This is a genomic window from Planctobacterium marinum, from assembly GCF_020687805.1.
Lineage (GTDB): Bacteria > Pseudomonadota > Gammaproteobacteria > Enterobacterales > Alteromonadaceae > Planctobacterium > Planctobacterium marinum.
On sequence record NZ_JAJEWQ010000003.1, the window covers coordinates 681,513 to 695,044 of the forward strand.

Sequence of the window (13,532 nt, forward strand, 5' to 3'; positions counted from 1 at the left end):
ACTAGCCTTGGTTTAATCGCTTACTGGCAATAATCGTGATCCCTGACTCATCTAAAAAGCACCTCTGCACTTCTAAATCGGCTTTTTGACAATAACTGTTTATCTCTTCCGGGGTATGTCGATGGCAATTTGTAGGCCGAAACCAATCAAAGTTTATGTGATTCATTTCATCTATTGTGTATTCGGGACGGTAATACATTTTGCATATTTTATAGAAGAATAGCCTTTGTAAATTTTGCTTACCGGCCTTTATTCCCAAATAGGGAATATCTTGAGGCACGTCTATTTCAATATCTAAATCACCCAAAATCTGTCCCAATTTAGTCAGGGGTTCGAGTGCTTTCCAGGCATCTTCATCAGACATAGAAGATAGATGTTCACGTATCAAATCGTCGGTGAACTCTCGCACAGGGGCTTTTTTGCGATAAACATAAAACATAAAACTGCCGCCGGGCTTTAAATGAGTCGCTAGCTTACAAATAGCATTTTCGACACAATCAGTATGATGCAAAACACCTTCTGAGAAAATAATATCAAAAAGGCCCAACTCATCAGGAATAGATTCCAGCGGCGACTTTAAAAAACTAGCAGTTATAGATTTTTCTAAAAACCTCTGTCTAGCAACCTCCACTGAATCAGATATATCGATCCCCGTATAGTCATGTTTGTCCAAAAATGATTCGAATAACAAAAGGCCAGAACCGCCTGCGCCGCAACCAGCATCAAGAACCCTTTTCTTTCCACCAGAGAATAATTCTTCAAGCCTAGCGTGGTCATTATCGAAATATTTCTCCATCAACCAGCGGCGCCATTCTGTTTGTACCGCCTCTGACTCATAGGTATCTCGTTTTTGCCACTTAAACTTAAACGTTTCTTGGGTTTGTTTTTGCTCTTTGGATAAGGTTTCAGCCATGTGTTAACAATTCCTCCACATTTAATAAAGACCAAATCAACAAACGGCGATTTTGACTGCCACTGAAGTGTTCCTCTAGCAGTGTATTTACCGCTCTTTTGTCCAGATATTGATAGATATTGGCTTGGTCGTTACAAAGTTTCCGTCTAACGAAATCAATGCTGTCGCCTTTGAACCAACTAGAATCCGGAGAACTGAAACCTTGTTTAATAGCATCAGTAATTTCCGAAGGAATATAACGTCGCATCACATCCCTAAGCATTTTCTTTCCATCACGTGTTTTTGAATAATATTGGCTTTGTTTATCACCAAATTCATTTTCATTCACCCGAATAACTTCATCCAGGTTACTCAATTTAAAATTAACCGGGCAGTTCATAGCAAAGTCCACCAAATCATTATCCAGAAATGGGACTCGGGTTTCTAATCCATGAGCCATACTGAGTTTATCTTCGACTAATAACAAACCATGCAAAAAGGTTTTAGCTTCAAAATACATGGAATGATTAATGTAATCTTGGGGCCTTTCTAGATACAAATCATGATTTTGAAATACATCTCGGAAGATATCTCTTGTCCAAACCTCAGAAACCTCATCCCAAATTGGCGAAAAAACTTTTTTGATTTCTTTATTGGGGATAAGTCTTTGCCAAAATAGATAGTACTGATCAATGTAATGCTCAAAATCTCTATTTACAGCTGCCCGATAATATCGCCAGGGGTATCCGGCAAAAAGCTCGTCACCTCCAGCCCCAGATAGTGCAACTTTTACAAATTTACTTGCTAATTGAGCGGTATAAAAATTTGGATAGCTCTGGCCAACTCGCGGCTCTTCAAGGTGATATGCAAAACGAGTCAAACAACGTTCCATATCACCAGATTTCAAAACCATCTCGTAATGTTCAGTCTTGAACAACGCACTCATAGCTTCAGCTTTTATTCGCTCGTCGTAGGTCAGCTCCATTCCAGAAGCAGAACTAAGATCAAAACCACAAGTAAATGTTTTTATATATGGTAAATGCTTTGCTGCAAGGGCAGTCAATGTTCCAGAGTCCATACCACCTGAAAGATAAGCCCCTACTTCAACATCGCTTACCAATTGTCTGGATACTGCCTGCAGTATTAAACGGTCCAACTCCTCTCTATACTCTTTATAATCGCAAACATAATCAGGCTCTTTAAAAGCGAAGTCCCAATATTGTATTGCTTTTAGGCGAGGTTTTCGTTGTTTTAGATCCAATGTTGCATAATGACCCGCTGGTAGAATCTTGATGTCCTGCTCAAAAGTACGATCTGTAAAAATGTTCTGAAATGTAAAGTATTCGAGCAACGCTTTTTTATCCAGAGACGAGCGATAGCCCGGATGTGCTTTTATAGCTTTTTGTTCAGAGCCAAAACTAAACCCCTCTCCTTGCTCGCAATAGTATAACGGTTTGATTCCATATCGATCGCGAGCAATGAGCAATGTTTTATCCTTTCGATCCCACAGAGCTAATGCAAACATACCGTTAAATTTATTTAGTGCCGTCGTACCCCATTCGATCAAGGAATTGAGCACAACTTCGGTATCGCTATCACTGCGAAACCAATACCCCAACTTTTCCAGATCAGCTCTCAATTCCCGATAGTTATAAAGCTCACCATTGTAGGATAATACATAACGATGCTCTACAGACACCATCGGCTGTGAAGCAGCTTCGCTTAGGTCGATAATCGCAAGGCGCCGGTGCCCCAACGCCACATTTCCTTCCAGCCAATGTCCCTCCCCGTCAGGTCCACGGTGCGCAATTGAATCCGTCATCGCAACGATTGCTTTTAATTTAGTTTCCTCACCATTGAGGTTTAAGTACCCCGCTATTCCACACATAGTGATTCTAGGGAACTGTTAAGCAAATCGAAAATATTGACAATGTAATTACAATCCGACTCGGTCATTTTGTTATGCAAAGGGATAGCCATTGCGTTCTCATGGCAATGTTGTGCACCTGGAAAATCTTCGGGCTTATAACCAAAGTGCTTTAGATAATAACCCTGCATATGGACAGCATGCGTGCCAGGCCGTGTAGATACACCTTTTTCCTGCATAATCTCCATGATCTGATTTCGACTTAACGGGGCCTTTTCTGGTAAAACATGTACTACATATGACTGCCAACCGTGCTGAATATTTTCACCTTGGAAAGGTAAAACTAGCCAGTCGTACTTAGACAGTTTGTCGTTATATATACTTGCGAGTTGTTGACGTTGGCACAATAGAGTTTTTAATCTCGATAACTGCACCACACCCACAGCTCCCTGAATATCTGTCATTCGATAATTGAAACCCAACAAGTTAAAATCAGACAAAATATGGGGTTTAGGTCCCAAGTGCCTGGCTTCTTCTGAAATTTCCGCACCGTGATTTCTAAGTTTAGTGAGTAATTCCGCTAATTCCGCGTCCCGAGTAAGTATCATGCCCCCTTCGCCTGTCGTAATGACCTTTCTGGGATGTAGCGAAAAAGCCGCGGCATCACTGTGTGTACCGGCGAAATCACCATTGATAGATGCGCCTGTAGCACAAGCTGCATCTTCAATAATTCGGACATGAGAAGGTAGTACCTGTCGAACAGCAGCTACATCAACACACAAGCCAAATAAGTGAACCACAATAACGGCTTTGGTTTTGTCAGTTACATTTAACTTGAGTAGCTCGGGGGTCACATTATTCGTTTTTGGGTCTACATCCACCATGACAGGATTAGCACCACAATACAAAATAACATTTACAGTTGAAATCCATGTAAAAGCTGGTACGAGAACATCATCCCCTGGTCCAATGCCCATTGCAACTAACAGTAAATGTAGGGAAGTGGTACAACTGGTTGTTGCAATACCAAATGGTGCTTTATGATACTCCGCAAAGCGTCTCTCAAACTCAGCAACCTTCGGCCCTTGGGTTAACCACCCCGTTTCAAATGACTCCCTGGTTGCGAGCCATTCTTCCTCCCCTGCAAAAGGCGATGAAATGGCGATGATATTTTTATTCAACGGAAAACTCCTGAGCCAGTCGCCAATCAATAAGCTGTTTTAAGCCATCTTCAAGGCTAATTTGATAGTTAAATCCTAAATCCTGGCTGGCGGCTATGGGACATCCAATTCGATTTTGCACCAAACGCCGAGCATCTTCCTCCGAATAAGGTTTGAATTGAATTGCTAAATCGGAGTCTCGTAAATTCAAAATTAATTCACAAAGCTCCCTAATAGTTGTCTGGACCCCGGTCCCGACATTATAAAACTGATCTGTTGCCGCAGATTCCAACGCCAATACATTGCATCGGGCAACATCCTGCACGCTAATAAAGTCGTAAGCCTGACTGCCATCCCCATTGATGATTGGCGTCTCATTTGCGTCAATTTTATTCAGCATAATTGGAATAACACCCGTATAAGCTGCTGTTTGATCTTGGTGAGGCCCATAAACATTCATATAACGAAGCCCGACATAATCAAGGCCATAGCGATCAAACATTGCGCGGCACATTGCTTCTCCAGCAATCTTCGTCGCGCCATAAAAATTACGGTTGTTGAAAGGATGCGCTTCGGTCATCGGCACTTCCGTTGCGTCACCATAGACCGATGCCGAAGACGAATAAACCAGCTTCTCGATATTATTATTGACGCAAGCTTCAAGTACATTAAACGTTCCTTGAATATTCACATCAAAAGCTGTTCTGGGGAAGTCCCGACAATGTAAAAGCCACATTGCAGCGAGATGAATAACACAATCATGCCCTTTTACAGCGTCATTTAGTATGTCGACTTCCCTAACATCCCCCCCATTTGGGTAAATACTGCATCGTGGATCTTTTAGGCTTCCCAATAAATACTCACGTTTTCCTCTGGCAAAATTATCGTATACTGTTACCGCTCCAACGTCAGTCTTTAATAACTCCTGGACTACGTGACTCCCAATAAAGCCTGCCCCACCGATCACCAAAACCTTTTTGTCTTTTAATCTCAATCTACTACCCCAACTTGATGACCCAAAAATCGAAAATTGTACCTTAATAGTGTTATCGGACTATTATTCCTAATTTTGAATTTAATGCTCATATATTGCATTACAATGAGGGCACGCTGGTTTCAAAATTAGTTACGCTCTGTAAACCACAAAGTAAAAGTCTTCGTACACCAACTCAAACTCTGAGAAGTCGTAATAATCTGCATGTGAACTTAGCGCTTTTTTGTCACAAACAATATGTGTCAAGCCATATGCCGAAACATTTCTCGTTAAATCTCGATTGAGGTACGGATATTGATAAATGTATTTGTCCCACAAGGATTCATCGGCCAGGCCTCCAGGTTGCCACCAAAATGTTTTGCACCCCGTCCGCGCATTCAAATCCGCCCCCAATCTCATGGTAACAGGAAAAACAACTGACTTTTCATCTATCTTACAGGCTACAATCATTTCATCTATAGTGGTAAACCCTACGACTTTCTTCATACGAGTGAAAATTAGAAATATTATAAATGAAGTGAGAAAATAGCCCCAGAAAAAGCCCCAATCAGGTTGCTGAAGCAACCAATCAACAATGACATAAAATGATAATAAGTAAGTGGGATATTCTATATAACGATATGATTCACCAATAAAAGACAGTTGCGGAAAAGATATGAAAAAGTAACAAAGAAATGGCACCGTAAAAAAAACAACCCAAATGATATCTACATCATAAACCAGTATTAGACCTAATGAGAAAAAGTAATGAAAATTCAGAAGTACAGTGCGCAATGGCTCACCATTGAGCTTTAAAATTTTACTTTTACTAAACTGAACCAGTGACATCTTATGTGTTTTAGAGTGACGAACTTTTTGCCAGTACCTTTTTAGGTATTCCACCTGTAAATAAACGGACCTTAAGTGATACTTCCCCTCCCACAAAACCGGAAGAAAAATGCTAATCGCAAGGTGATAAACAAAAAACATCTCTTGCAAAAGACAGAACAATACAATGTCAAAAATCACTACCACTTGACGGGCGAATATTGAACTACTAAATGCCATGGCACCAAATAGCACGGAGAAAGACCACCATAAGTTAAGAGATTGTAAACCTCCTGTCTTATCTTCGCCGATGTTGCTGACATATAAAAATTGAAATAAATAACTTGCACTGCATAGTAGCAACCCAAAATAACGTTCGCTAAACTTTAAATAGGCAATATTAGGTCCAGTGAAAATTGTATTTATTGGACTAATAAGAAACAACGTCAAGGCTACCCAAGCTGCGCTATTACTTGATGGATTGTTACTTGGGTCAATTGAAAATTGTAACACCTCCTGTGTGAAAAACATCCAAGTCACCGCAATTAAAAACAATATAAGATTTGGAAAGTAAGGTATCTTTCGCACGAAAGAAGGCTTTAGAAATAAGAAGAAGCGGTGAAAACCCAATGGATAATGCATTGGACCCGGTATCAGGTAACGTGCAACTTTTTTCGCATAAAATTGTTTTTTCACCGCCTCAAAAATCGATATGTGAACCGAAGAATCTCCGACGAATCCTCTTTTAAACCAAGAACGATAAAGTCGTAAAAGCAACAATCTTTGAACAATGGCTAACAACAATGCCAAGCATAAGAACATAGTTTTCTCGTTAATTATGCATTAGCTGAAACGGTAATACATCTGAACATCCGCGTTATTTCAGAATCAACAAACATGAATAATTTTGTCTCTTTCAATTCCATAATTCTCCAATAATGTATTTTTAATGGAGTCAGCCCAAACAGCAGAAGCTATTACAACTGGCAAATGTTGGTATTGTTTAACTTGATCCGGCATACAAATTTGCAGTCCATGAATTTTATAATTGTAATCATTTGCATTCTTATCAAACCAAGCTAACACTCCAATATTATTGTCGCGCAACAAATGAAAAACTTCTTGCCCCAACTCCCCAGCTCCATACAGGCACACTTTTGTTAGATTAAGTTTTCGACATAAAAAGACTAACTGTTCCGCATCTCCATCTATAAAGCGTATCATTCTGGCCTTGAGAAGAGTAAAAAAATCAATTGTCACAGTGAATTGTCCTTGCTATTTCAATAGGATCATGCCACTTTTCTGCATATTTTCTGCTCGCTACAGCTAACTCTTGACGTTTCTTTAGATCCATTGTTATCAAGTTTTTGATATCTTTTTTAAGGGTCTCTGGGTTTATATTTATAATGGGTAAGTCTTCCCTCATTTTTTCAGGGATGTGTACTAGATCTTCCTCTCGAATATAGGCCGCGGCAACCTTACCCATAGCCATTAATTCCAGTGCTAGAGCCCCATACCAACCAGCATAAATTTGCTCGATTATTATATCTGCCTGTTTGTAAACATCTTTAGCAACTTGATGTGGAAGGTTTTCAACTAAAAGCAATTCAAACTCTACCCCTTCCGATTTAATTTCTTCCAAAGCTGATAATATCGCTTCAGTACCCTTGATGCCTCGATGAGAAGGTGCATGAAGGACTTTTATCGTTCCATTTCCCTGACCAATCATCGGAAAATCAACAGGATTAACACTGGCATAGCCAATAAATTTAGTACCAGATGGTAATACCCAACAAAGATCTGGGTTCACAGTATAAACCTGATCTGCCAGTTCAAAAAATTTGCGGATCCACTTTTTTTTTAATTGATCTTTATGTCTAGAGAAATAATCCGCTCCAACATGGTGCGCAAACGTATGCTTGAAATGAGTTCGACAATAATCACCTTGTCTAGCGTCACTCCCTTGATAAGTTACAGTAACTTTACACCCCCAAACCTTTGCCCATTTCACATCCCAGAATTCAAATGGTGCTGTAATCACATTCCACAATTTCTTTTTCCACTTATGGACTCCTGTATCCCCATCATTTATTGGAACCCTTGATGGAGCAAGACTTGCGCCAAATGAATAATGTACTTCGTCATATCGAAAGGGAATAAGCATTGCCCAATAGAGCTTTTTAATGGGTAGTATAAGTTCTGACCAGCGACTTTTTTTGAGCAGAATAATATCACAAGGATAGCCAAAACGGTTTCTTGAAGCGCTCATAGTATGACTTATATAGCCCAAGGATTTTTCAGCTGAACTAATCCCTTGGGGATTTCCTCCAATTGGATGAGGGCAATGCAGTATTTTTTTAACTTTATCCAGCTTATTAATCATCGTATCACCCTGCTATCACTTGAAAATAAAGTCATTCGAAACCACTTCATTTGCCAATGCTAACGACTTTGGAGTACCAATATCTATTAAAGTTTGTTCATTAACAAAACAATTGGCTCTTCCTAATAATGTAGGCAAATAGTCACGACAAACATCGTTTTCATACTCCGGCAGATGCAATACTTCCTGCAAGCAAGGTTCGCTCAAAAACATTACTGCCGCATTCGCCAAGGATCCTTCCCAAGGAGCTTCGGGTTTTTCAACATAGTTGAGTAACTCCATCTCTCTATTAATTTCGACCATTCCGCAACTTGACGGAGTGCTTGTATGGAATAGCATTAAAGTCGCTTTAACGTGTGCTGCTCGGTTCAGGAAAGTTGCTTTGAAAGCGCGCCAGTCAGTCAGGCACAAATTATCCGCGTGAGCAAAAAGAATATCTTCTCCTCGCCAAAACGAATAATTTGCTTTTAAGGTTCCTGCCGTCCCCAATAATTCAGGTTCATGAACAACCGTTACTCTATCTATCCACTTTGACTTTCGAATATGACTTTCGACTAATTCTGCGAGGTAATGCGTATTGATAAGTACTTCTGAAAAACCATTCGTAAATAACTGTGCCAACCAAATATCAAGAATAGGTACACCACCAACTTTCACCAAGCACTTTGGAATATGATGTGTCAATGGCTGTAGTCGAGTTCCATAACCACCAGCAACCAGAATTGCTTTCATAGAGATTCCAATGATTGCATTAATCGTTCAACATCATTAGGCGTATTCCCCAAACAACTCACATGAATAGCTGAAGCGACCATTGCCACAAAGGAGGCCTGCCATAAAGTGGCACCTGCTTTTAGCAATAATGCAGAACACACCAAGGTCAGATCCCCGGCCCCCGCAACATCTAGCGGGTTTTTATTTAATGCCGGTAAAGAATCCAAATGATGTTTTGGCTCTGTAGCATCTAGAATTAATGTCCCTTCAGCTCCAAGTGTTATTAGTACGTTTTTCACATTTAACCGTTGGGATACATTTTCAATAATCTCGGCCAATCCAACGTCATTATCCATGATACCAACGGCCAATCTGGCTTCAAGCTCAGTGGGGGTTACTAAGTCCAATGAAGTGAACTTACTCAAATCCCCGCGTTGTGAAGATGTTTGACTATCAGCAGCCACAAACACGTTTTGTTTGCGAGCAATATCCATGAGGTTGGCTACCATATCCCCATTTAACAAGCCATAGCTGAAATCAGAAAAGATTACTACATCATAGTTAGCAATTTGGGACTCAAACAGCTCCACAAATTGCGTAAACAATTGCGGTTCAAGAGAATGGCCTCTGAAATTATTTACGCGCAACAAAGTTTTATTTTGAGATCGATAACGACGCTTGGAAGTGGTTGGCCTTGAATTATCTACTATCAAGTATTCTCCAATTCCATGCTGTTTAACCTGTTCTTTAACCCACGCTCCTTGTTCGTCTTCACCACAAATAGAAAAAAAGTCGACATGACAGCCAAAAGACTTAGCATGCAAAGCAACAATAGCAGCGCCGCCAACAAACTGTTTTGTATTGGTAGGTTTTACAACAATAGTCGGGTCTTCACGTGACAATCCCACCGGGTCACATTCAACATACTCATCAACGATAATATCCCCAACCACCGCGACTCTTAGGGATTTAGTCTCACCAATAAGTTGAATCAGATTCGAACAGGCTACTTTATGCCTTCCTGCAAACTTACGAAATGCATCCGTAAAAACAGGTGAATAATACTGTTTACCATTTGGAATATAGTTAACGGCACCTGAGAGGCTTTCCCCGGAATTAAAGATTAGTTTACCCTGCCACTTGGATACAATGTCCTGCTCAATATTATAGCGGTGTTTAAACTCATGTCCCTTTACAACGATGTCAGGCTTAATTTTTTCTAATGTCTGAACTAAATCATCAACCAATGTGACTTCATCGACCAAACTAATTGATTTAAGCGCCATTATTCGGTCATCATCGCCTAAAATATGAGAACCTGCTTGTGACTTTTTGAACACCCCTACAACCACTTTTTGCCCTAGCTCTGAAGCCATTTTAAAAAGTCTGATATGTCCGGGATGTAAAACATTAAAAATACCAGAGATAAAGACAACTTTTGGTGATTTTTTATTAGTTTCCAGCAACGAAAAGTCCAATAGTTTTGTTATAAAAATATTTGAGTAAACACTGTCATCTAACAATAATTTAATGTGTTAAATGCCAATTAAGGACAAAGGCTTCCTTCAAAGCTTGCTCTGCGGATTCGGAGGTAAAACCCAGCCTATTTTCCTGTTTATCGACCTTCAGCGTCGTATTTTTAGGACATTGTTGTAAGGCGAGTTGCGCAATAACGTTTTCTTCTGGCAACTGTAGCAATTTTCCTATAAACCTGAGGGCAGAATAGTAACTGATGTCATTAGATGCTGACAACTGATAAACCCCAGGTTTAAAATTAGCAACAAGCGCTACAAGAAATTGGCAGACTCGCTCGATATATACCGGAGCAAAAACCATATCCTTGTACACCGCAACTTTTTCTCCATTCAATAAACTTGTAATGAACTTCCGAAAAAGGGGATATTGACCGTCAATGACCTTTGTCAAGCGCACTATTGCCACTGAATGAGAATGTTCTTTTGCTACTAACTCCATCAGTACTTTACTTTTTCCGTATTCTGAAAAAGGGGAAAAAATGGCATCTTTGTTGACGTAAGGCTCATCACCTGAAAAAACCTGATTCGTAGAGAATAAAACCCAATGCCTTACTCTCAATCGCCCCATTAAAAATTGCACTGCGTGACAATTTATTAATTGAGCACGAACGGGATCAGTATGACAGGCTGCAATATTAGTCATCGCAGCAAACACCAAACAAAAATCATATTCTTGCTGTAATATAAATTCAGACATATTTTCAACTTCTTCCAAGTCAAGAAAGTGGTATCTGTGATTATGTCTGCTTGTCTGATGAATTGCGCAATTCAAATGAGAAATACAGTGAGTTACAAAAGCGCGAGCTAGTTTTGATTCGCTACCAATGACTAAAATACGGATTTCAGGGGTTATTGTCATTGAAAAATAACCTTCCTTATCTTAGATTAGTGTGCTTAAGCTTGTCTTCGGGTATGATTAAAGTGAACTCCACGCTAAAGCGGGTAATTCTTCCTGTTCCCGGTATCCCCCCGTGCAATAAACGATCATGAAAAATAATATATTCTCCTGAATTAAGCGGTAAATTATACAAGTCTAATGATTCTAACTCATGGTCAATAACAGGCTTATAGATTCCATCTTTAAAAACTGCATGATAACGCCAGTCATTTTTTTTATGCGAATTAGGTACTACCCTCAAGCCATTAAGACCAGGTTCTGTAAACAGCGCTAACCAAAGTTTTAGGCGAAAGCAATTGGCAGGCATCTTGCCATGCCCAAGTTTCCAAAACCATTCGTCAGCATGAACAGGGCCAACATCTGGCTTACCGGGTCTCACCAAGCGCCAATATACGTTTTCATATGATAAATTTTCTTCATCTGATATCAAAAACTCACCAAAAATATTCCTGAGATCGCTATAGAAGTTCGTACCCTTGAATTTGCTTAGTAACTTCTCATCAAAAATGCGGCGCTGCTTGCACCATATTTGTTCATGGGCTAATTCAAGCTTCTCCGCCAGGATATGATATGAAGATAAGCATTGATTCTTAAAATGATGCCAATGCTCAGGGGACACCTCCGCAATAACGGCTAGAAATTGTTCTTTCACCAACTCCTGGATGGTCATCAAGTCCCGTCGATTAACTGAGGCAATCTTGTAGCCAGGTCCAAATTCAATCTCTCGCAAAAAGCTGGAACAAACATCAAAATCAAAAGTTTTCATGGCTTTCTCAGCGAATCAATATATTCAAACAACGCCGGTGCAGCGCGCTCAAACACAAATTGTTCAGCACACTTTTTATTATGTTCTCGAAATTTCGTCACTTGTACCCGATCTAATTTATTAATCGTTTCAGCCAATATTTTCAAATCAACCTCAGTGTCAAACGCAACACCCAAATTAAACTTCTGCACATAATTGTACATTTCTTTTGAGCCCGCTGTGACCAGCATCAAACCTGCCCCCAAATATTCAAAAAACTTGTTGGGTAAAGAAATAGCATGCTGGTTTTCCTGGTTTTCCAATAAATGTATACCTATATCATAGTCAGCAATGAACGGGATAATGTCTTCAAACGCCACTGGCGGCAATAGAGTTACAGATGAGGTTTTCTCAACTAACGATTTTAAAGCTTTAAAATACCCCCTATCATAGGGCTTTAACATTAAATGAAGCTCAATACCCGGAGATAAATATGTTCCTAACTCAATGAGTTTTTCGATATTCCGGTCTTTATGAGCTGCGCCATGATAAATAAGCCGTAATTTCGAGCAGCCATCAGAAGTTTTTATTCCTGTTTCACCAGCTTTTTCGAGAAATGAGCGCAATGGAAAACTCGGAAAGTTGTAGAATTGAGCACCATATACCTCTTGATATTTTTTAACAACGAGTTCAGAAACCGTTATTTTACAGGGAAACTTGGGAACCAAGGTGCGGCACCAATAATCATATATAGGCGCATCATAGGCTCTAAAAGACGCATCTTCGGCGAACATTAACGGATAAAACTCTCTTGCATCATAGACAATAGGCTGAGGACAATGCTTAAACAGGCATAACAAACTAATATCGTGCACAAAAATATAGTCGTATTCCCGCAAGCAACCTGGGGGGAGATTGCTAAAAATCCTTTTTTCCTCAATGCGTGCCGCTATCCCAACTAAATGAAACCTGACCAGAATCCTTAGGAAATACTGCATTAATTTGGACACGCTGCGTTTTAACACAAAGAAGTGATTTATTTCAGGAAATGGATGAAAATCTTTTGATAAAATATCCACCTCATTATGTTTAGATAAGTAAGTAAACAATCGCTTTGGACGCGGGCAAGTATGAAAACTATCGTAAAACGCGATTAACACCTTTTTATTCTTAATGCTCATATAGCAACTACCACTTGCTCTTTTCTTACTCCCTGGCGCAAGCACTCATTCAACATTTCAGTAATCATTGCTTCTGAACAAATCACTACAACATCATTTTTTGCTACATTTTTAAGTTCTGTAGTGGGAAAAACTTGTCGCTGCCAATACTGATAAGGCTGATGATTCGCCCGAATATCTATCCATATAAAATCATCACATTCATGTGCCTGTAAAAACTCGATAATTTCCACTCCCATCGCCCCTGCCCCATATAAATATACTTTTTCCCAGCGACGGAAACGAAGATAAAAAGCAACGTAAACACGAAATGGAACGACGAATAAAATAAAGCGTTTAATCAAATCAATCATAGC

The 13,532-nt window shown here is 39.7% G+C and carries 13 protein-coding genes; all 13 read right to left on the reverse strand.

All coding sequences use genetic code 11. The annotated features are described in order from the left end of the window. Position 1: 1 nt before the first annotated feature. Positions 2–913, reverse strand: a complete 912-nt coding sequence (locus LJ740_RS12715) for a class I SAM-dependent methyltransferase (protein WP_229529466.1) — start codon at positions 911–913, stop codon at positions 2–4. Then, on the reverse strand, positions 906–2,780 hold the full coding sequence (gene asnB / locus LJ740_RS12720; RefSeq protein ID WP_229529467.1) for an asparagine synthase (glutamine-hydrolyzing): 1,875 nt from the start codon (positions 2,778–2,780) through the stop codon (positions 906–908). Before asnB ends, LJ740_RS12715 begins: the two co-directional genes overlap by 8 nt. After that, positions 2,768–3,940 carry a DegT/DnrJ/EryC1/StrS family aminotransferase gene (locus tag LJ740_RS12725; RefSeq protein WP_229529468.1) on the reverse strand — a complete coding sequence of 391 codons (1,173 nt, stop codon included), beginning with the start codon at positions 3,938–3,940 and terminating at the stop codon, positions 2,768–2,770. The genes asnB and LJ740_RS12725 overlap by 13 nt, the downstream gene beginning before the upstream one ends. After that, positions 3,933–4,913: an NAD-dependent epimerase/dehydratase family protein gene (locus LJ740_RS12730; RefSeq protein ID WP_229529469.1), complete on the reverse strand. Its 981-nt coding sequence runs from the start codon at positions 4,911–4,913 to the stop codon at positions 3,933–3,935. Before LJ740_RS12730 ends, LJ740_RS12725 begins: the two co-directional genes overlap by 8 nt. Positions 4,914–5,045: 132 nt before the next feature. Further along, complete coding sequence (locus tag LJ740_RS12735) at positions 5,046–6,542, reverse strand: hypothetical protein (RefSeq protein WP_229529470.1); 1,497 nt, start codon at positions 6,540–6,542, stop codon at positions 5,046–5,048. A gap of 66 nt (positions 6,543–6,608) precedes the next feature. Further along, positions 6,609–6,980 carry a hypothetical protein gene (locus LJ740_RS12740; protein WP_229529471.1) on the reverse strand — a complete coding sequence of 124 codons (372 nt, stop codon included), beginning with the start codon at positions 6,978–6,980 and terminating at the stop codon, positions 6,609–6,611. Next, entirely contained in the window at positions 6,970–8,103 is a 1,134-nt protein-coding gene (locus LJ740_RS12745; protein ID WP_229529472.1) for a glycosyltransferase family protein, read from the reverse strand. The genes LJ740_RS12740 and LJ740_RS12745 overlap by 11 nt, the downstream gene beginning before the upstream one ends. Before the next feature lie 15 nt (positions 8,104–8,118). Then, on the reverse strand, positions 8,119–8,835 hold the full coding sequence (locus LJ740_RS12750; protein WP_229529473.1) for a nucleotidyltransferase family protein: 717 nt from the start codon (positions 8,833–8,835) through the stop codon (positions 8,119–8,121). Further along, complete coding sequence (locus LJ740_RS12755) at positions 8,832–10,283, reverse strand: PfkB family carbohydrate kinase (protein WP_229529474.1); 1,452 nt, start codon at positions 10,281–10,283, stop codon at positions 8,832–8,834. Before LJ740_RS12755 ends, LJ740_RS12750 begins: the two co-directional genes overlap by 4 nt. Positions 10,284–10,344: 61 nt before the next feature. Beyond that, positions 10,345–11,211: a sugar nucleotide-binding protein gene (locus tag LJ740_RS12760; protein ID WP_229529475.1), complete on the reverse strand. Its 867-nt coding sequence runs from the start codon at positions 11,209–11,211 to the stop codon at positions 10,345–10,347. A gap of 16 nt (positions 11,212–11,227) precedes the next feature. After that, positions 11,228–12,016: a phytanoyl-CoA dioxygenase family protein gene (locus tag LJ740_RS12765; protein WP_229529476.1), complete on the reverse strand. Its 789-nt coding sequence runs from the start codon at positions 12,014–12,016 to the stop codon at positions 11,228–11,230. Next, positions 12,013–13,176: a glycosyltransferase family protein gene (locus LJ740_RS12770; protein WP_229529477.1), complete on the reverse strand. Its 1,164-nt coding sequence runs from the start codon at positions 13,174–13,176 to the stop codon at positions 12,013–12,015. The genes LJ740_RS12765 and LJ740_RS12770 overlap by 4 nt, the downstream gene beginning before the upstream one ends. After that, entirely contained in the window at positions 13,173–13,529 is a 357-nt protein-coding gene (locus LJ740_RS12775; protein ID WP_229529478.1) for a hypothetical protein, read from the reverse strand. The genes LJ740_RS12770 and LJ740_RS12775 overlap by 4 nt, the downstream gene beginning before the upstream one ends. Between the last annotated feature and the right edge of the window lie 3 nt (positions 13,530–13,532).

Coding starts and splice junctions, on each gene's coding strand:
- LJ740_RS12715 (WP_229529466.1), bottom strand. CDS start 913: ATGGCTGAAACCTTATCCAAAGAGCAAAAACAAACCCAAGAAACGTTT.
- asnB (WP_229529467.1), bottom strand. CDS start 2,780: ATGTGTGGAATAGCGGGGTACTTAAACCTCAATGGTGAGGAAACTAAA.
- LJ740_RS12735 (WP_229529470.1), bottom strand. CDS start 6,542: ATGTTCTTATGCTTGGCATTGTTGTTAGCCATTGTTCAAAGATTGTTG.
- LJ740_RS12745 (WP_229529472.1), bottom strand. CDS start 8,103: ATGATTAATAAGCTGGATAAAGTTAAAAAAATACTGCATTGCCCTCAT.
- LJ740_RS12750 (WP_229529473.1), bottom strand. CDS start 8,835: ATGAAAGCAATTCTGGTTGCTGGTGGTTATGGAACTCGACTACAGCCA.
- LJ740_RS12760 (WP_229529475.1), bottom strand. CDS start 11,211: ATGACAATAACCCCTGAAATCCGTATTTTAGTCATTGGTAGCGAATCA.
- LJ740_RS12765 (WP_229529476.1), bottom strand. CDS start 12,016: ATGAAAACTTTTGATTTTGATGTTTGTTCCAGCTTTTTGCGAGAGATT.
- LJ740_RS12770 (WP_229529477.1), bottom strand. CDS start 13,176: ATGAGCATTAAGAATAAAAAGGTGTTAATCGCGTTTTACGATAGTTTT.
- LJ740_RS12775 (WP_229529478.1), bottom strand. CDS start 13,529: ATGATTGATTTGATTAAACGCTTTATTTTATTCGTCGTTCCATTTCGT.